This window comes from Pseudomonas wadenswilerensis (genome assembly GCF_900497695.1).
Taxonomy (GTDB): Bacteria; Pseudomonadota; Gammaproteobacteria; order Pseudomonadales; family Pseudomonadaceae; genus Aquipseudomonas; species Aquipseudomonas wadenswilerensis.
In genome coordinates, this window is the sequence record NZ_UIDD01000005.1 from 202,685 (window position 1) to 220,068 (window position 17,384).

The window sequence follows — 17,384 nt, forward strand, 5'->3', positions numbered from 1 at the left end:
ACTGGCGGCCTTGTTCAAATCTGGCTGATTCGCGGAGCGTCCTGCATGTCCGGCAATACCTACGGCAAGCTGTTCACTGTCACCACCGCTGGCGAAAGCCATGGTCCGGCGTTGGTCGCCATTGTCGATGGCTGCCCGCCGGGCCTGGAAATTTCCCTGGCCGACCTGCAGCACGACCTGGATCGGCGCAAGCCCGGCACCAGCCGCCACACCACCCAGCGCCAGGAAGCCGACGAAGTCGAAATCCTCTCGGGAGTGTTCGAAGGCCGCACCACTGGCTGCTCCATCGGCCTGCTGATTCGCAACACCGACCAGAAGTCCAAGGACTACTCGGCGATCAAGGACCTGTTCCGACCGGCCCACGCCGACTACACCTATCACCACAAGTATGGTGAGCGTGACTACCGCGGCGGTGGCCGCAGCTCGGCGCGGGAAACCGCCATGCGCGTGGCCGCCGGCGCCATCGCCAAGAAGTACCTGGCCAGCCAGGGCATCCGCATCCGTGGCTACATGAGCCAGCTCGGCCCGATCGAAATCCCTTTCAAGACCTGGGACTCGGTGGAGCAGAACGCCTTCTTCAGCCCTGACCCGGACAAGGTCCCGGAGCTTGAGGCGTACATGGACCAGCTGCGCCGCGACCAGGATTCGGTCGGGGCGAAGATCACCGTGGTGGCCGAAGGCGTCATGCCTGGCCTGGGCGAGCCGATCTTTGATCGCCTGGATGCCGAGCTGGCCCACGCGCTGATGAGCATCAACGCGGTCAAGGGCGTGGAAATCGGTGCAGGCTTTGCCAGCGTCGCCCAGCGCGGTACCGAGCACCGTGACGAGCTGACCCCGGAAGGTTTCCTCAGCAACAACGCCGGCGGCATTCTCGGCGGTATTTCCTCCGGTCAGCCAATCGTTGCCCACCTGGCCCTCAAGCCGACCTCTAGCATCACCACCCCGGGCCGTTCCATCGACGTCGATGGCAACCCGGTTGAAGTGATCACCAAAGGCCGTCACGACCCGTGCGTGGGTATCCGTGCCACGCCAATCGCCGAAGCAATGATGGCTATCGTGCTGATGGATCACCTGCTGCGTCACCGCGGGCAGAACGCCGACGTGCGAGTGAAGACGCCGGTGCTGGGCCAGCTGTAATGCTGGCACCTGCCATTCGCGCTGCGGCTCGCTGAGCCGTGGCGCCGATTCCCTACTGGCGGCTGTCCAGTTTCTACCTCTTTTACTTCGCCTTGCTCGGCTCGACAGCGCCGTTTCTGGCGTTGTATTTCGATCACCTGGGTTTTTCCAGTGCGCGCATCGGCGAGCTGGTCGCCATTCCCATGCTGATGCGTTGCGTGGCCCCCAACCTGTGGGGCTGGCTGGGTGACCGCAGTGGCCAGCGCTTGCTGATCGTGCGCGTGGGCGCCGTGTCGACCCTGGCGACCTTTTCGTTGATCTTTTTCGGCAAAAGCTATGCCTGGCTGGCGCTGGTGATGGCCCTGCATGCGTTCTTCTGGCATGCGGTATTACCGCAGTTCGAGGTCATCACCCTGGCCCACCTGCAAGGGCAGACCGCACGCTACAGCCAGATCCGTCTGTGGGGCTCGATCGGCTTCATCCTCACCGTGGTCGGCCTTGGCCGGCTGTTCGACGGCTTGAGCCTGGATATCTACCCGGTCACGCTGGTGATCATCATGGCCGGTATCGTCCTGGCCAGCGTCTGGGTGCCCAATGCCCAGCCACCGGGGCAGAATGATCGTACCGCCAGCGGCGGTTTTCTCAAGCAACTGGCCAGCCCCGGTGTTGCCGCGTTTTACCTGTGCGTGGCATTGATGCAACTGAGCCACGGCCCGTACTACACCTTTCTGACTCTGCACCTTGAGCACCTGGGTTACAGCCGCGGCACCATCGGCATGCTCTGGGCGCTGGGGGTGGTGGCCGAGGTGCTGATGTTCCTGGCCATGAGCTGGATCCTGGCGCGGGTGTCGCTGCGCCGGGTGCTGCTCGCCAGTTTTGCCCTGGCGGCAGTGCGCTGGGCGTTGCTGGGCAACTTTGCCGAGCACCTGGGCGTGCTGTTGCTCGCCCAGGTCTTGCATGCGGCCACCTTCGGCAGCTTTCACGCTGCCGCCATCGCCTTCGTGCAACGCAGCTTCGGCGCCCGCCAGCAAGGCCAGGGGCAAGCGCTGTATGCAGCGCTCGCCGGCACCGGCGGCGCCTTGGGCGCCTTGTACTCGGGGTACAGCTGGAACCTGCTGGGGCCGGCTACCACCTTTAGTATTGCCAGCGTCGCAGCCCTGGCTGCAGCCGTTATCATTGCACTTCGAATGAAAGAGGACAGGGCATGAGCCTTGGCCGTAAACCGGTAGTAAGGAGTTGCCCCGATGAGCAGCCTTAGCGTGTATCACCAGTCCACCCCGGACATTCCCAACAAGGTACTGACTCACCTGGAGGATATCGCCGCGACCCTGGCCGAGCAGGGCGTGCGTTTCGAGCGTTGGCAGGCAGCCGCGCCCATCCAGGCGGGCGCCAGCGATCAGCAACTGATCGGCGCTTATCAGCCTGGTATCGATGCGCTGAAGGCCGAGACCGGTTACGCCAGTGTCGAGGTGACCCGCGAAGCGGACGCCAGCTTGCTCGCCGAACATACCTGTGACGAAGATCGACTGCACTTTTTCGCCGCCGGGCGCGGGCTGGTCAGCCTGCGGATCGAGGACTACATCTATGCGGTGTTGTGCGAGAAGGGCGATTTGATCGGCGTGCCGGCAGGGGTTCGGCACTGGCTCGACATGGGCGAGGAGCCGCGGTTCGTGGCGATCCGGGTGTTCAACCGGCCGGAAGGTGGGCTTGCACAGTTTACTGGCGATTCGATTGCCAAGAATTTCCCGCGGCTTGACGACTGACAAACGCCATCGCGGGGCAAGCCCGCTCCTACAGGTAGGAGCGGGCTTGCCCCGCGAAGTTACCGATAAGTCGGCAAGGCAAACCGCTGCTGGCTCTGCAACAGCGAAATCACCGGCAACTCGCTGGCCTGTTCAGCCAGGTCGCGGCGAATCGCACTGATCGCCCACGACAGCTGTTCGGCACTGTGCAGTTGTGCATAAGAAATCGAGCGCTTGGTCTGGGTACCGTCCGTTGCCCGCAGGGTCAGCAGAATTCCACCGTCGGGGCGCGCCTGGGTGGTGACGTCGTAGGCGGAGAATACCGAGGCGAATTTTTCCTGGATAAGGTCCATATCAGCTCCTGACTGTTAGTGGCAGACATGGAGTGACAGGTGCAGCGACTGTGCCAGCTTTTGTTTTAAATAAAACTATTATTAATCAATGGTTTATAAATTTCATTGAAGCGCTCCGCCGTGCATTCTGCATGGTCGTGCATTTTGCACAGTGCATTTTGCAGTGCTGCCTCGGCCAATAGATTTCTTCTGTCATGGCCATGACTTATCCCCAGTTGACCCCGCGCGCTCCCTGACAAAGACTTGGGCCTTTCCGATAGCCAGGAGGTTCCCCATGTCTGACCAACGTAGCCCCACGCCCATGAACGACGACGAGGCTGCGGCGTTCGCCGAAGAGGTGTTCGACCGGGCGCGCAAGGGCGACGCGGTAATGCTCGGGCGCTTGCTGGAAAACGGCCTGCCGGTGAACCTGCGCAATGGCAATGGCGACACCTTGCTGATGCTTGCCAGTTACCACGGGCATCTGGATGCCGTCGCGGTGTTGCTCGAGTACGGTGCCGATCCGCAGATTGCCAATGACAAGGGACAGCTGCCCATTGCCGGCGCCGCGTTCAAGGGCAACCTGGAGATGGTCCAGCTGCTGGTGGATAGAGGCGCCGAGGTCGATGGCACTTCCGCTGATGGGCGCACCGCGCTGATGATGGCGGCGATGTTCAACCGCACCGTGATCGTCGATTACCTGCTGGCCAAGGGCGCCAACCCACGCCATCGTGACGCCCGTGGCGCCGATGCCCTGGGCGCTGCGCAAACCATGGGGGCTCCCGAGACTACCGAGCAGTTGCTCAAGCTGCTCGGCTAACCCTCCGGGGCCTTTTACGGCTATCCTTGGCGACTTTTTTCACCGTCGCAGGGCCCCTTCATGAAATCCCAACTGGTCGAACTCATCGGCAAAATCAGCGCTGGCTGCATGCGCGAAGAAGACATTGCGCGCATCGCCGACGAAGCCGCCCAGGCCTATGCCGACCCGCAGGCGTTCCTCGCCGCCAACCCGGACATCAACTACGACGACAGCTTCCCGATCCCGCTGGGTGAATGGATTGTCGTCGGCAGCCTGCCCGATACCGTGTTGTTCCAGGCCGATACCTACCAGGACCTGTTCGCCCAGATCGTCGACTCCTTTGACAAGACCGTGCCGTTCAACCTCAAGCCCAAGCAGTTGGCCAAGGTCGAGCCGCTGACCGCACTCAACCGCATCCAGGTGCAGATGGGGGCGATGAACAAGGAAGCCGGCGGCTATGTGCTGATGAACTTCAGCCAGTTGCTCGACGATGAGCTGCAGATGGTACTGGTTGGCAACGACGACCTGCCGCGAGTGCTGGAGCTGTGCGCTGAAGTCGGCATCGCCGCAGCGCCGGCCCTGGAAGCGCTGCGGGTTGCCGTGCACGTTTAACCGAGAGCGGTATCGAGGAACATCATCACTGCAAAGCCGCCCATCAGGCCCAGGGTTGCCGAGGTCTGGTGGCCATTGCGGTGGGTTTCCGGGATCACTTCGTGGGATACCACGAAGATCATCGCCCCGGCAGCCAGGCCCATGCTCACCGGGTAGGCAATGGCAAAGCCGGTGGAAATGCCCAGGCCGATCACGGCGCCAATGGGCTCCATCAGGCCCGAGCCGATCGCCACCAGCGCCGCCTTGAAGGTCGAAAGACCGGTTGCGCGCAGCGCCAGAGCCACAGCGAGGCCTTCGGGAATATCCTGGATAGCGATGGCGCTGGTCAGCGGCAGGCCGACATTGAGGTCGCCGCTGGCAAAGCTGACGCCAATGGCCATGCCCTCGGGCAGGTTGTGCAGGGTGATCGCCAGCACGAACAGCCACACGCGGTTGATCCGGTCCGCCTGCGGGCCGCACGGGCCGGTGCTTTCGTGTTCGTGCGGGGTGAAGCGGTCGAGGCCGAGCATCAGCAGCACGCCCAGGCCCATGCCGATCACCACCGTCAGTGCCGCGTAAGGGCCGTTGCCGGTGATCTCCCGGGCTGCGTCGAGGCCCGGCAGGATCAGCGAGAACGAACTGGCGGCGAGCATCATGCCTGCGGCAAACCCGAGCATCACATCCTGGGTGCGCGCGCTGATTTCACGCAGCACCACGGCCATGACCGCGCCCAGTGCGGTGGCGGCAAACCCGGCGAGGCCGCCGAGCATGGCCATGTGCAGGTTTTGCTGGTGGTCGCCATGCACGGCATTCCAGGCACTGGCGATCAGCAGACCGAGCACCACCAGCAAACTCAGGCCCAGGCCTGCGCTAAGCCACGGGGTACTTTGTGCCTGTTGCAGCCAGGCGTTCCACAGTGGGACGGGGGCGGGGCTGCTGTGGCTGTGGGCGGGTGGCATAGGGACCTCTCTGGCGCAATTCGATGAAACGAGTGTAACCAGCGCTACAGGGCCGCGGCGAACGATTCGCCTCTATGGGGCTGATAGCCAGCTATCCTGAGGGGCAGGCTCGATCAAGGGAGCAACACCATGGGTTCTACTTTCAATAGCCTGGTTGGGCTGATCATCCTCGCCCTGGACATCTGGGCGATCATCAATGTGATCAAGAGCGGTGCCAGTGGTGGCGCCAAGATTCTCTGGATCCTGCTGATTCTGCTGCTGCCGGTACTGGGCCTGATCATCTGGGCGATCGCCGGGCCGCGGGGCAATGTGCGGCTGTAGCTCTGTGGGAGCGGGCTTGCCCCGCGATAATCTTCAGATCAACCAGGTCCCCTCCAGTTCCAACAGGATCTGCTTGCGCTCGATGCCCCCGGCAAACCCGGTGAGGGTGCCATTGCTGCCAATCACTCGATGGCAGGGGATGATGATTGCAATCGGGTTGGCACCATTGGCAGTGCCCACTGCCCGCACCGATCTGGGGTTGCCAATAGCCTGGGCAAGCTCGCCGTAGCTGCAGGTGGTGCCATAGGGAATACGCTGCAGGGCCTGCCACACCTCGCGCTGGAACGGCGTACCCTGGGGGGCCAGGCGCACTTCGAATTGTTCGCGCTGACGGGCAAAGTACTGGTCCAGCTGGCGCGCCACATCGTCCAGCTGGTTGCTGGCCGGCTGCCAGTCCTCGGCCAGTTCCCAGGGTTGGGCGGCGTCCATGTGCAGCATGCGCAGGCCCTGATCGTCACCTGCCAATAGCAGCGGGCCAAGCGGGCTTGGGAGGTAGCGATAAAACATGGCGTAATGATCTCTTTGCGGATAACCCTGATTCTATTACGAAATTTTCACAATCGATTGCCGACAATTTGCGCGCGCAATTATCCGTTCGCCGAATGGCCGTGCAACGCGCTCGCGTTTAGGGCACATTTGCCGATTCGTTTTACCGCCTTCCTCGAACCTGAACCCTAGGGATCTTCCAATTCATGGCTACCACGGACGCCTTGAGTCAACAGCGGGCTGCATCGCGCCCGTTGCAAACGACGCTGAAATCGCATCTGGCCTACACCCTGCTGTGCGGTCTGGTGATCATGCTGATGCTCAGCCTGGTTCGCCTGGCCCTGCTGGTCTACAACAACGACATGATCGGCGACACGCCGATGTCGACCGTGGCCGAGGGTTTCCTCAATGGCCTGCGCTTCGACCTGCGGGTTGTGGTGTACCTTAGCATTCCGCTGCTGCTGGCAATCCTCAGCACCCGGGCGATGGCCGCGCGCGGCTTGTTCCGGGCCTGGCTGACCATCGCCTCGAGCATCGTCATGTTCCTCGGCCTGATGGAGATGGACTTCTATCGCGAGTTCCACCAGCGCCTCAACGGCCTGGTGTTCCAGTACGTCAAGGAAGACCCGAAAACCGTCCTGAGCATGCTCTGGTACGGCTTCCCGGTGGTGCGCTACCTGCTGGCCTGGGCCTTTGGCACCTGGCTGCTGAGCCTGCTGTTCAAGGGCATCGACCGCCTGACCCGGCCTAATGACGTGTATGAAAGCCAGATGGCCAGCGCAGCGCCCTGGTATGTGCGTGGCGTGGTGTTCTTCATGATCCTGCTGGTGGCGGTCATCGCTGCCCGCGGCACCCTGCGCCAGGGCCCGCCCATGCGTTGGGGCGATGCCTTCACCACCGACTCGAACTTCGTCAACCAGCTGGGCCTGAACGGCACCCTGACCCTGATCGACGCCGCCAAGAGCCGTTTTGGCGAGGACCGCGCCAACATCTGGAAGTCGACCATCGAGCAGGGCCTGGCTACCCAGACCGTGCGCGACATGCTGCTGACTGGCAACGACAAGCTGGTCGATGCCGACAGCGCTGCGGTGCGCCGTGATTTCATCCCGCCAGCGGACAACACCCTGCCGATCAAGAACGTCGTGGTGATCCTCATGGAGAGCTTCGCCGGTCATTCGGTAGGCGCCCTGGGCAGCCCGAACAACATCACCCCGTACTTCGACAAACTGGCGAAAGAGGGCTTGCTGTTCGACCGCTTCTTCTCCAACGGCACCCACACCCACCAGGGTATGTTCGCCACCATGGCCTGCTACCCGAACCTGCCGGGCTTCGAGTACCTGATGCAGACCCCGGAAGGCGGCCACAAGCTTTCGGGCCTGCCGGCGCTGCTCAGCGCCCGTGACTACGACGACGTCTACGTCTACAACGGTGACTTTGCCTGGGACAACCAGTCCGGTTTCTTCGGCAACCAGGGCATGACCACCTTCATCGGCCGTAACGACTTCGTCGATCCGGTGTTCTCCGACCCGACCTGGGGCGTGTCCGACCAGGACATGTTCGACCGCGGTAACGAAGAGCTGGCCCGGCACGATGGCAAGAAGCCGATCTACGCGCTGCTGCAGACCCTGTCCAACCATACGCCGTATGCGCTGCCGAAGGATCTGCCGGTCGAGAAGGTCACAGGCCAGGGCCGCCTGGACGAGCACCTGACCGCCATGCGCTACTCCGACTGGGCCCTGGGCCAGTTCTTCGAGAAGGCGCGCAAGGAGCCTTACTTCAAGGAAACCCTGTTCGTCATCGTTGGCGACCATGGCTTCGGCAACCACCAGCAGGTCACCGAGCTCGACCTCGGGCGCTTCAACGTGCCGCTGCTGCTGATTGCCCCGGGCATCCAGGACAAGTTCGGTGCGGTCAACCACACCGTGGGTACCCAGATCGACATCGTGCCGACCATCATGGGCCGCCTGGGCGGCGAAACCCGTCACCAGTGCTGGGGCCGTGACCTGCTCAACCTGCCGGCCGGTGATCCGGGCTTCGGCATGATCAAACCATCGGGCAGCGAGCAGATCGTCGGCCTGGTCAAGGGCGATCGCATCCTGATCGAGGCCAAGGACATGTCGCCACGCATGTACCGCTACGAGCTGGGCGCCAACTTCAAGGCCGAGCTGATCGAAGCCCCGGACCAGAAGGACCTGACTCACAAGCTCGAGTCGTTCATCCAGACGGCGACCAAGAGCTTGCTGGACAACACCGCGGGTGTAGTGCACGGCACCCCGGAATAACGTCGTTGCTAGCGCTGTAAACAGGACCCCGGCTTGCCGGGGTCTTGGCTTTTTGTGCCATGGATGCTCAAATTGCGCGCCTCGGGAAGCGGGGGCTGGAATGGCGCCCATCAAAAAAGGATTTTTGCGTGCGAGTGTTCGTGTTGTTTGCCTGCCTGTGCCATTCACTGTTGGCGGTGGCCGATGTTGCCTCAGCGGATTACCAGACGCCCCCCGGCTGGCGCACCGAATGCTTGGGCCGGGTGCAGTTCGATGTACCCCAGGACATTGCCTGGCACGTTTCCAGTGGTTACTGGCAATACTACAATTTCGATCTCCCCGACCCCACGATCACCCCTGGGGACAAGCAGATTGCCTACGGCGAAGGGTTGACCGGCGAGCTGCCCTTTCTGGTCGACATCGAGGTCAGCCCGTTGACCACCCGTGCACTCTACGAACAGATCCGCTATGTGCAGAGCCTCACCCGTGGCCCGGCGCAGGAGCGGGTGGTGAAGGCGCAGATGGAGGCGCTGGATGCTGCCATCTCTGCGAGCCGTGACGATGAAGCGCGCTACAGGGCCCTGAGTGATCAGTACTACGACTTGCGTGAAAAGCTCCAGCGCATAGGCTATGTGACTTCGCAGCTGGTGGTGCTTGACGACATGATCAAGCAATTTACTGCCGAGGGGCGGCCGGTGGCGAAGCTGCAGGTCGAGCGCGATGCCTTCTTCGCGGAGCAGGCACAATGGCCGACCGATGTAGAGTACGAGCATGAGCGCTTTATCGAGCTGGGTGTGCCGGACGCCTCTGCAAACTGGTATGAAGGTAATCTGACTGCCTACCTGTGGCGCGATCAACGCATCTACCGATTCAAATTCTACAGTGGCGCCAATACGGCTACAGACACCGCTGCGCTGGCCCGGCTGGAGCCCAGGGCGCGCGCTGTGCTGGCCGCGTTCCGCACCCGCAAGCAATACGAAATTCCCCAGGACAACGGCTTCTGTGTGCCCTTCGGCTTCATTGCCGACGATGGCACACCGCGGCATGCCATCACCCTGGGCCTCAACCCTGCAGACAACCCGAAACTGCTGCACCGCCTGAGCATGAGCAGTGACAGCGACAAGGCCGTCGAGATGGTGCCGATGCTGCTGGATCGACTGATTGTCAACCCGTTTCCGATGCATATCAGTGTCGATAAGTTCGGGCCCTCAAGCGTGCGGATCGGTGCCGCCAAGGGCAGGTTCGGTGGCGCACGCTTTCGCGTCTATGAGCCTGACAGTCTCAAGCCGGCGGCCACTGAAACGTTCAGGATGGTCGCTGGCGCCGTGAGCTCCGGCTACCAGCCCACCGTGGTACTGGGAGTGACCGATGAACACTCCGAGCCGCCGCTGGAGTTCGAGCCCTCCAGGGACCAATTCCTGCGCACGCTGCAAAGCATACGTGCGCTGCCGGGCGGCCATCGCTTTGAGCCGCAAGTCGACTGAACAACCACCCCGCGGCGAGGTCAACGGAAGGTAGGCCAGATTCACCCTGAACATCGGTACAGAGGAGAGTCCAATGAAAGACTGGGTCATTACTTTTGTTGATCAGAAGGGCGAGCGTACCTCGCTGCCTCTCACCGCAGAGCTTGAGCCGAGCATCGAAGAGGCTGCGCGGCTTATTCGTACCCATCTGTTTCCGGTCATGGACGAACTGGACCTCACTGATTTCGAGGGCCGCACACCCTCACCGACGGCCAAATGGCTGAAAGAGCAGAACGGGGTAGAGATCACCGCCATCACTGAAGCCCCCTGAACCCGCTTGCTGGCTGGCACGCCGGGCAATCAGGCGCTACGCTGCAGACAAGGTCGGGCAGTTTCTTCTGATTGTCCGGGCTTGCCGATCCACGTCACGCAACAGCTCGAATTGCCCCCGCACGTCTTGTGTGGCGGGCAGGTGCGTTTTGCACTGAAAGTCTATCCATCGGTAATGAGGAGGACGATTCATGAGCAGCCAATACGAGGACATCAGCAGCACGGTCTTGCGTCGGATGAAAGAAGGGGGGTTCAACTTCGCGCAGATTCATCCCATCGAGTTTTATGCGGTATTTCCGGACGAGGCACGGGCGCGGCGAGCGGCAGGAAAGTTTCGCGGCGAATCACTCAGTGCCCAAGTGCATGAGCGCGATGATGGCGCCTGGCATCTGGAACTGAGCAAGGTGATGTTTGCAACCTATGGCGGTATCGGCGAATTCGAACAGGATTTCGAGGCGGTGATTGCCCCGCTGGGTGGAGAAATAGAAGGCTGGGGCGTCAAGCAGGAGCGTCAGCTGGCCTGATCAAACGGTCCCACAGGGCGGCTCTGGCCGTCTGCCGTGGGCCGCTCGGCGCTTCGCAATGAAGCGCTGCCGTCAAAGCAACCGGGGCGGTTGCACAGATCTGGTGCGGCCGTTCTTCGCTTAAAACGCAACTTATTGAATAACAAGGAATTATGCCGCTGGCACGGGGCTTGCGATGGCTCGGGTGCACGGGTGACAAGGAGTTCGGCATGATCCGCACCTTTTATGACGAAATGTACGCCGCTGACGGCCAGGTCCGTCCGCACTACCGGGAGTTCGCCCGCTGGCTGGCCGAAACCCCGCCGGAACTGCTGGCCCAGCGTCGACGTGAAGCCGACCTGCTGTTCCACCGCGCCGGCATTACCTTCACCCTCTATGGCGACGAGCAGGGCACCGAGCGCCTGATTCCTTTCGATACCATCCCACGCAGCATCCCGGCCAGTGAATGGCGGGTGGTGGAGCGTGGCTGCATTCAGCGGGTGAAGGCGCTGAACCTGTTTCTCGCCGACCTGTACCACGACCAGCGCATCATCCGCGCCGGGATCATCCCGGCCGAGCAGGTCCTGGCCAACGACCAGTACCAGCTGGCGATGCAGGGCCTGGACCTGCACCGCAACATCTATTCGCATATTTCCGGGGTCGACCTGGTGCGTGACAGCGATGGCAGCTATTACGTGCTCGAAGACAACCTGCGTACCCCCAGCGGCGTCAGCTACATGCTCGAAGACCGCAAGATGATGATGCGCTTGTTCCCCGAGCTGTTTGCCGCCCAGCGCATCGCCCCCATCGATCATTACCCCAACCTGTTGCTCGATACCCTCAAGAGTTCCAGCCCGCTGGATAACCCCAGCGTGGTGGTGCTGACGCCCGGGCGTTTCAACAGCGCGTTCTTCGAGCACGCCTTCCTCGCCCGCGAGATGGGCGTCGAGCTGGTCGAGGGCGCCGACCTGTTCGTGCGGGATGAGCGGGTGTTCATGCGCACCACCGATGGTCCCAAGGCGGTGGATGTGATCTACCGGCGCCTGGACGATGCCTTCCTCGACCCGCTGGCGTTCAACCCCGATTCGATGCTTGGTGTGCCCGGGCTGCTGGCGGCCTATCGCTGTGGCAACGTGGTGCTGGCCAATGCCATTGGCACTGGCGTGGCCGACGACAAGTCGATCTACCCCTATGTCACCGACATGATCCGCTTTTATCTCGACGAGGAGCCGATCCTGAAGAACGTGCCGACCTGGCAGTGCCGCAAACCTGAAGAACTTTCCCACGTGCTGGCGCACCTGCCGGAACTGGTGGTCAAGGAAACCCAGGGTTCCGGCGGCTACGGCATGCTGGTCGGTCCGGCGGCCACCCGTGCCGAGATCGAGGCGTTTGCCGCACGGATCAAGGCCCGGCCGGCGGCCTACATCGCCCAGCCAACGCTGTCGCTGTCGACCTGCCCGACCTTTGTCGAGAACGGCATTGCCCCGCGGCATATCGACCTGCGGCCTTTCGTGCTGTCCGGGCGCGAGACCCGGGTGGTGCCTGGCGGCCTGACCCGGGTCGCCCTGCGTGAAGGTTCGCTGGTGGTCAACTCGTCCCAGGGCGGCGGTACCAAGGACACCTGGGTGGTTGAGGATTAAGTCATGTTGAGTAGAACTGCCTCCGATTTGTACTGGATGTCGCGTTACCTGGAGCGGGCGGAAAACCTCGCACGGATGCTCGATGTCAGCTATTCGCTGTCGCTGATGCCGCAGGACGGCCGCGGCGACGGCCTGGATGAAATGGCCATGCCGCTGCTGATCACCGGCACCCTCGACGATTACCTGGAGCGCCACGGCCAGTTGCATGCCGAGCGCCTGCTGCACTTCTTTGCCCTGGACCCGGAAAACCCGGCGAGCATCTACAGTTGCCTCGGCGCCGCGCGGGCCAGTGCCCATGCAGTACGTGGGCGGATTACCGCCGACATGTGGGAAAACATCAACGCCACCTGGCTCGAGATTCGCGGTATTGCCGAGCAGGGCCTGGGCCGCTATGGCATGAGCCGTTTCTGCGAGTGGATCAAGGAACGCTCGCACCTGTTCCGGGGGGCCACCTACGGCACCATCATGCGCAACGACGCCTTTCGCTTCATTCGCCTGGGCACCTTCATCGAGCGTGCCGACAACACCCTGCGCCTGCTCGATGCCCGCTACGAAATGCTCGGCGACGAGGCCGAGGCGGTCAGCGACAGTTCGGCGCGGGGTTACTACCAATGGAGCGCCTTGCTGCGTGCGCTGTCGTCGTTCGAGGCCTACACCGAGATCTACCGTGATGCACCGGCCGCCCGCCATGTTGCCGAGCTGCTGCTGTTGCGCGCCGACGTGCCGCGCTCGCTGCGTGCCTGCACCGAGGAAATCGACCTGATCCTCGCCAGCCTGCCCGGTGGCAACGGCCGCCCGGCCCAGCGCCTGGCCGCCGAGGTGGACGCACGCCTGCGCTACACCTCGATTGATGAAATCCTCGCCGAGGGCCTGCACCCCTGGTTGACCCATTACATTCCGCTGGTGCGTGAGTTGGGTAATGCCATTCACAGTGCCTACCTGGAGGCCGTATGAGACTGACCATTAGCCACGAAACCGCCTACCACTACGAAGACCAGGTTCGCGCCAGCATCCAGTACCTGCGCCTGACTCCCCACGACAGCGAGCGCCAGCAGGTGCTCAGTTGGCAGCTGGACCTGCCGCGGCCGGTGCGGGCGCAACTGGACCCGTTCGGCAACATCCTGCATGTGCTGAGCCTGGAGGAGCCGCATTCGGACCTGGTCATCGGCGCTCGCGGGCTGGTGGACATCGATGAACGCCGTGAGGCTGAACACGAACTGCAATCGCCGCTGCCGTTCCTGCGCTTCACCCGTCTGACCGAGGCCGACGAAGCGCTGCGCGCCTTCGCCAGCCAGCAATGCCGCAAGCGGCGTGACCGCTCGGCGTTGATCGAATTGATGAATGCCTTGAATCAGCGCATGGCCTACCGGCCCGGCAGTACCGCTGTAGACACCAGTGCAGCACAGGCTTTCGCCGGCGGGGCAGGGGTCTGCCAGGATCACACCCATGCCTTTCTGGCGTGCGTGCGCAGCCTGGGTGTACCGGCGCGTTACGTGTCCGGCTACCTGTTCGACAGCAACAGCCAGCAAATGGCCAGCCACGCCTGGGCCGAAGCCTGGCTGGAGGATGCCTGGTACAGCTTTGATGTCACCAACCAACTGGCCCGGCCCGAACGGCACCTGAAGCTGGCGGTGGGCCTGGACTACCTGGATGCCTGTCCGGTGCGCGGCATGCGCCGGGGCGGCGGTTTCGAGCAAATGCACGCCAAGGTGCTGGTGACCCCGACCCTCAACGCCCAGCAGCAGTGAGCCTCAGGGTTTGCGCGTGGCCATGTGGCTCAGGTACGCAAGCAGCGCGTCCAGCTCGCCGTCGCTGATGACCGCTTCGGTAAACCCGGGCATCTTCGCCTGGGGCCACTGGCGCAGGCTTTGCGGGTCACGGATATAGCGCTGGAGAAAATCGGCCTGGAAGTACTCGGTCGGGTTGTGCGGCAGGTTCAGGTCCGGTCCGAACTGGGCGTCACCGGCGCCGTTGAGGCGATGGCAGGCCAGGCAGTTCTTCTGGAACACGGCAAAGCCTTGACTGATCGGGTCATTGGCCGCCAGGCCGGGCGCCGGGCGCATGGCCGGGAAGCGCTCGGCTACTGCGGCCAGGCGGCGAATGCTGGCAACCTGGAAAGGCCACTGCTCGGGGCTGATGCGCCCGGCTTGCGGGTTACTCCAGACCAGATAGAAGGGCCCGGCGCCGGGTTTGCCCTTGGCCAGTGGTGGCCAGGGCTGTGCGGGGTCTTCAATGGCCAGCCAGGCCCGGGCGGGACCGTCCTGGAGCAAAGGCGCGGCCGGCATCTCGGCGGCGAAGCCATCCAGCGCTACCGCTTGCAGGTGATCCTCAGCCTGGACACCCTGCAGCAAGGCAGCCAGCGGCACTGCGCGGTAATGCATGGTCCTTTTGTAGGAAACATCGTTGTCGATCTGAATGTCCTGCGCCAGCGGGTGTCTGAGTAACTCGGCGCTTTGCCATTGACGGCTGCCAGTGCCCAGGTCCAGGGTCAGTTGCGCCGCCTGCAGGGGCAGGCAGAGCAGGGCAAGCAGCAAGGTAAGGCAATGGCGCATGGGCAGTCTCCAACCATCAAGGTCGGCAGATTACCTGCACACAACCGGCTTGTGCCAGGCACAAACCATGGGAGGAGGGCATGTCGCTCAGCCGAACAGGCGTGAAAGGTTCGGCAGGATCAACAGCAGCGTGGTGGCGAAAAGAATGAGCCCGGCTTGACGTACTTTGTGTTGTTTGAACATGGCTGACCGCCTTTTTGTTGTTATTCCTGAGTGCCCAGAGGCTTCCTTGTCATTGATCTGGCGAACATGATTTGACGCAGCGAAGCATTAAGACGCGAACCGTTGCTAATGGGTATACAGCTAACCTTAGGGTCAACGTCACCCGTGTTTTAGAACGCTTTAATCTGTACTTATTCAGTTACAAGTTGTTTTGGCTATGAGGCCTTTGGCCATCCTGCAGCATTCCCCTTGCTAGACGCTTGCAGCACATCAGCAAGTGGATCCACAACTGATGACCGTTCGTCCGAGCATCATACTTGCCTGCGCGCCTTATTCGGGGCAGGCTTTACGGGGCAATCCCGCCTTTGTCGTTCAGGACTATTTATATGTCGCTACGCATCTGCATCCTGGAAACCGACGTCCTGCGACCGGAGCTGGTCGAGCAGTATCAGGGCTACGGACGGATGTTCGAGCAGCTGTTCAGCCGCCAGCCAATCGCCGCCGAGTTTCGCGTCTACAACGTGTTGAACGACGAGTACCCCGATGATGACCAGGTGTTCGATGCCTACCTGGTCACTGGCAGCAAGGCCGACTCGTTCGGTGATGATCCGTGGATTCAGAAGCTCAAGACGTTCCTGTTGGAGCGCTACCAGCGTGGCGACAAATTACTCGGCGTTTGTTTTGGTCATCAGTTGCTGGCGCTGCTGCTGGGCGGCAAGAGCGAGCGCGCGCACCAGGGCTGGGGGGTGGGTACCCACCGTTATGTGATGAACGCCAAGGCACCGTGGATGAGCCCACAGGTTGAAGAACTGACCCTGCTGATCAGCCATCAGGACCAGGTCACCCGCTTGCCGGAAAACGCCACGGTGATTGCCTCCAGCGATTTCTGTCCCAACGCGGCCTATCACATCGGTGACCAGGTGCTGTGCTTCCAGGGCCACCCGGAATTCATTCACGACTATTCGCGGGCGCTGCTCGAGCTGCGCCAGCACAACCTTGGCCAGGAGGTGTACCGCAAGGGCATCGACAGCCTGGCGCACGAGCACCAGGGCAGCACGGTGGCCGAATGGATGATGCGCTTTGTGGCGCACAAACCTCAGGGCAGCTCGGCCTGAGGCCTGCCGTTACAGCCAGCCGGAGCGCTTGAAGCTGGCATACAGCGCCGTGCAGCCCACGGCGATCCCGCCCAGCACGGCAAAGTAGCCGTAATGCCAGGTCAGTTCCGGCATGTTCTGGAAGTTCATCCCGTAGATCCCCGCCACCGCCGTGGGAAATGCCAGGATCGCCGCCCAGGCGGCGAACTTGCGCTGCACGATGCTCTGGCGTGACGACTCCAGCAACATGCCGATCTCGATGGTCTGGCTGGCGATATCGCGAATCCCGGCCAGGTCTTCCATCTGTCGGGTGACGTGGATCTGCACATCGCGAAAATACGGGCGCATGTTCTTGTCGATGAAGGGGAAGGTCAGGCGCTGCAGCTCTTCGCTGACCTCGACCATCGGTGCCACGTAGCGGCGCAGGCGCAGGATGTCGCGGCGCAGGCTGTGGATGCGCTGGATGTCCTCTTCCTTGAGCGAACCGCTGAGCACGCTTTGCTCCAGCTCCTCGATCTCGCCATGAATGGCTTCGCTGACCGGTTGGTAGTTCTCGGTGACGAAGTCGAGCAGGGCGTAGAGCACGAAGTCCTCACCGTGTTCGAGCAGCAGCGGCCGCGCTTCGCAGCGCTGGCGCACCAGGGCATAGGATTTCGAGTGACCGTTACGCGCGGTGATGATGTAGCCATTGCCGGCGAAGATATGGGTTTCGATGAACTCCAGTTTGCCTTCGTGGCGCACCGGCGAGTAGGTGACGATGAACAGGGCGTCGCCGAAGGTCTCGAGCTTGGGCCGGCTGTGCTTTTCCAGCGCGTCCTCGATGGCCAGTTCATGCAGGTTGAACTGGCGCTGCAGGTTGGCCAGCTCCTGGGCGTTGGGCTCTTCCAGGCCGATCCAGACGAAATGACCGGGTTTGCTTGCCCATTGGCTGCCTTCATCGAGGCTGATATTGGTGACTTTTCTGCCGGCGCTGTACACCGCCGCCGCAACGACTCGACCCATGGTTGTCCACTTCTTCTGTTAACCGTGCCAG

General features: G+C 62.3%; 19 protein-coding genes. 14 read left to right on the forward strand and 5 right to left on the reverse strand.

The window, feature by feature from the left end; translation table 11 throughout:
- Positions 1–45 precede the first annotated feature (45 nt).
- From aroC to CCOS864_RS08180, 3 genes are read left to right on the forward strand one after another with little or no spacing between them, the layout of a single operon-like run.
- A complete protein-coding gene (gene aroC / locus CCOS864_RS08170; protein ID WP_038994078.1) occupies positions 46–1,137 on the forward strand; it encodes a chorismate synthase in 1,092 nt (363 codons plus the stop codon).
- 38 nt (positions 1,138–1,175) lie between these two features.
- Positions 1,176–2,324: an MFS transporter gene (locus CCOS864_RS08175; protein WP_115085861.1), complete on the forward strand. Its 1,149-nt coding sequence runs from the start codon at positions 1,176–1,178 to the stop codon at positions 2,322–2,324.
- A 36-nt stretch (positions 2,325–2,360) separates the two neighbouring features.
- Complete coding sequence (locus tag CCOS864_RS08180; protein WP_115085862.1) at positions 2,361–2,879, forward strand: 1,2-dihydroxy-3-keto-5-methylthiopentene dioxygenase; 519 nt, start codon at positions 2,361–2,363, stop codon at positions 2,877–2,879.
- Between the two features lie 59 nt (positions 2,880–2,938).
- Here CCOS864_RS08180 and CCOS864_RS08185 read toward each other — a convergent pair whose 3' ends face one another.
- Entirely contained in the window at positions 2,939–3,211 is a 273-nt protein-coding gene (locus tag CCOS864_RS08185; RefSeq protein WP_115085863.1) for a DUF3509 domain-containing protein, read from the reverse strand.
- A gap of 274 nt (positions 3,212–3,485) precedes the next feature.
- Between CCOS864_RS08185 and CCOS864_RS08190 the strand changes: the two genes are divergently transcribed.
- The gene (locus tag CCOS864_RS08190) at positions 3,486–4,010 is read left to right on the forward strand and encodes an ankyrin repeat domain-containing protein (protein WP_115085864.1); all 525 of its coding nucleotides are present in this window, start codon (positions 3,486–3,488) and stop codon (positions 4,008–4,010) included.
- 60 nt (positions 4,011–4,070) lie between these two features.
- A complete protein-coding gene (locus CCOS864_RS08195; RefSeq protein ID WP_115085865.1) occupies positions 4,071–4,601 on the forward strand; it encodes a hypothetical protein in 531 nt (176 codons plus the stop codon).
- Here CCOS864_RS08195 and CCOS864_RS08200 read toward each other — a convergent pair.
- Positions 4,598–5,539, reverse strand: coding sequence for a ZIP family metal transporter (locus CCOS864_RS08200; RefSeq protein ID WP_115085866.1), 942 nt, complete (start codon positions 5,537–5,539; stop codon positions 4,598–4,600). The two genes, CCOS864_RS08195 and CCOS864_RS08200, sit on opposite strands and share 4 nt — an antisense overlap.
- A 129-nt stretch (positions 5,540–5,668) precedes the next feature.
- Here CCOS864_RS08200 and CCOS864_RS08205 point away from each other — a divergent pair, with 129 nt between their 5' ends.
- Complete coding sequence (locus CCOS864_RS08205) at positions 5,669–5,860, forward strand: PLDc N-terminal domain-containing protein (RefSeq protein WP_045195289.1); 192 nt, start codon at positions 5,669–5,671, stop codon at positions 5,858–5,860.
- A gap of 33 nt (positions 5,861–5,893) precedes the next feature.
- On the opposite strand, the gene CCOS864_RS08210 is transcribed toward CCOS864_RS08205, so the two are convergent.
- The gene (locus tag CCOS864_RS08210) at positions 5,894–6,367 is read right to left on the reverse strand and encodes a methylated-DNA--[protein]-cysteine S-methyltransferase (RefSeq protein WP_115085867.1); all 474 of its coding nucleotides are present in this window, start codon (positions 6,365–6,367) and stop codon (positions 5,894–5,896) included.
- A 185-nt stretch (positions 6,368–6,552) separates the two neighbouring features.
- Between CCOS864_RS08210 and CCOS864_RS08215 the strand changes: the two genes are divergently transcribed.
- From CCOS864_RS08215 to CCOS864_RS08245, 7 genes are all read left to right on the forward strand, one after another.
- Positions 6,553–8,628: an LTA synthase family protein gene (locus tag CCOS864_RS08215; RefSeq protein ID WP_115085868.1), complete on the forward strand. Its 2,076-nt coding sequence runs from the start codon at positions 6,553–6,555 to the stop codon at positions 8,626–8,628.
- Between the two features lie 59 nt (positions 8,629–8,687).
- A complete protein-coding gene (locus CCOS864_RS08220; protein ID WP_148708520.1) occupies positions 8,688–10,091 on the forward strand; it encodes a hypothetical protein in 1,404 nt (467 codons plus the stop codon).
- 73 nt (positions 10,092–10,164) lie between these two features.
- A complete protein-coding gene (locus CCOS864_RS08225) occupies positions 10,165–10,401 on the forward strand; it encodes a hypothetical protein (protein WP_115085870.1) in 237 nt (78 codons plus the stop codon).
- A 190-nt stretch (positions 10,402–10,591) separates the two neighbouring features.
- Positions 10,592–10,924, forward strand: coding sequence for a ribonuclease E inhibitor RraB (locus CCOS864_RS08230; protein WP_010226349.1), 333 nt, complete (start codon positions 10,592–10,594; stop codon positions 10,922–10,924).
- Positions 10,925–11,133: 209 nt separating this feature from the next.
- A complete protein-coding gene (locus tag CCOS864_RS08235) occupies positions 11,134–12,543 on the forward strand; it encodes a circularly permuted type 2 ATP-grasp protein (RefSeq protein ID WP_115085871.1) in 1,410 nt (469 codons plus the stop codon).
- Between the two features lie 3 nt (positions 12,544–12,546).
- A complete protein-coding gene (locus CCOS864_RS08240) occupies positions 12,547–13,497 on the forward strand; it encodes an alpha-E domain-containing protein (protein WP_045195278.1) in 951 nt (316 codons plus the stop codon).
- Positions 13,494–14,291: a transglutaminase family protein gene (locus CCOS864_RS08245; protein ID WP_115085872.1), complete on the forward strand. Its 798-nt coding sequence runs from the start codon at positions 13,494–13,496 to the stop codon at positions 14,289–14,291. The genes CCOS864_RS08240 and CCOS864_RS08245 overlap by 4 nt, the downstream gene beginning before the upstream one ends.
- Before the next feature lie 3 nt (positions 14,292–14,294).
- Here the strand turns inward: CCOS864_RS08245 and CCOS864_RS08250 are convergent, their stop codons facing one another.
- Positions 14,295–15,095: a cytochrome c gene (locus CCOS864_RS08250; RefSeq protein WP_115085873.1), complete on the reverse strand. Its 801-nt coding sequence runs from the start codon at positions 15,093–15,095 to the stop codon at positions 14,295–14,297.
- 548 nt (positions 15,096–15,643) lie between these two features.
- On the opposite strand from CCOS864_RS08250, the gene CCOS864_RS08255 reads away from it, so the two are divergent.
- Positions 15,644–16,372, forward strand: coding sequence for an amidotransferase (locus CCOS864_RS08255; protein ID WP_115085874.1), 729 nt, complete (start codon positions 15,644–15,646; stop codon positions 16,370–16,372).
- Positions 16,373–16,381: 9 nt separating this feature from the next.
- On the opposite strand, the gene CCOS864_RS08260 is transcribed toward CCOS864_RS08255, so the two are convergent.
- Positions 16,382–17,353 (reverse strand): magnesium and cobalt transport protein CorA, encoded by a 972-nt coding sequence (locus CCOS864_RS08260; protein ID WP_115085875.1) that lies wholly within the window; start codon positions 17,351–17,353, stop codon positions 16,382–16,384.
- Positions 17,354–17,384: the final 31 nt, after the last annotated feature.

Coding starts and splice junctions, on each gene's coding strand:
- aroC (WP_038994078.1), top strand. CDS start 46: ATGTCCGGCAATACCTACGGCAAGCTGTTCACTGTCACCACCGCTGGC.
- CCOS864_RS08180 (WP_115085862.1), top strand. CDS start 2,361: ATGAGCAGCCTTAGCGTGTATCACCAGTCCACCCCGGACATTCCCAAC.
- CCOS864_RS08185 (WP_115085863.1), bottom strand. CDS start 3,211: ATGGACCTTATCCAGGAAAAATTCGCCTCGGTATTCTCCGCCTACGAC.
- CCOS864_RS08190 (WP_115085864.1), top strand. CDS start 3,486: ATGTCTGACCAACGTAGCCCCACGCCCATGAACGACGACGAGGCTGCG.
- CCOS864_RS08195 (WP_115085865.1), top strand. CDS start 4,071: ATGAAATCCCAACTGGTCGAACTCATCGGCAAAATCAGCGCTGGCTGC.
- CCOS864_RS08200 (WP_115085866.1), bottom strand. CDS start 5,539: ATGCCACCCGCCCACAGCCACAGCAGCCCCGCCCCCGTCCCACTGTGG.
- CCOS864_RS08205 (WP_045195289.1), top strand. CDS start 5,669: ATGGGTTCTACTTTCAATAGCCTGGTTGGGCTGATCATCCTCGCCCTG.
- CCOS864_RS08210 (WP_115085867.1), bottom strand. CDS start 6,367: ATGTTTTATCGCTACCTCCCAAGCCCGCTTGGCCCGCTGCTATTGGCA.
- CCOS864_RS08215 (WP_115085868.1), top strand. CDS start 6,553: ATGGCTACCACGGACGCCTTGAGTCAACAGCGGGCTGCATCGCGCCCG.
- CCOS864_RS08220 (WP_148708520.1), top strand. CDS start 8,688: ATGGATGCTCAAATTGCGCGCCTCGGGAAGCGGGGGCTGGAATGGCGC.
- CCOS864_RS08225 (WP_115085870.1), top strand. CDS start 10,165: ATGAAAGACTGGGTCATTACTTTTGTTGATCAGAAGGGCGAGCGTACC.
- CCOS864_RS08230 (WP_010226349.1), top strand. CDS start 10,592: ATGAGCAGCCAATACGAGGACATCAGCAGCACGGTCTTGCGTCGGATG.
- CCOS864_RS08235 (WP_115085871.1), top strand. CDS start 11,134: ATGATCCGCACCTTTTATGACGAAATGTACGCCGCTGACGGCCAGGTC.
- CCOS864_RS08240 (WP_045195278.1), top strand. CDS start 12,547: ATGTTGAGTAGAACTGCCTCCGATTTGTACTGGATGTCGCGTTACCTG.
- CCOS864_RS08245 (WP_115085872.1), top strand. CDS start 13,494: ATGAGACTGACCATTAGCCACGAAACCGCCTACCACTACGAAGACCAG.
- CCOS864_RS08250 (WP_115085873.1), bottom strand. CDS start 15,095: ATGCGCCATTGCCTTACCTTGCTGCTTGCCCTGCTCTGCCTGCCCCTG.
- CCOS864_RS08255 (WP_115085874.1), top strand. CDS start 15,644: ATGTCGCTACGCATCTGCATCCTGGAAACCGACGTCCTGCGACCGGAG.
- CCOS864_RS08260 (WP_115085875.1), bottom strand. CDS start 17,353: ATGGGTCGAGTCGTTGCGGCGGCGGTGTACAGCGCCGGCAGAAAAGTC.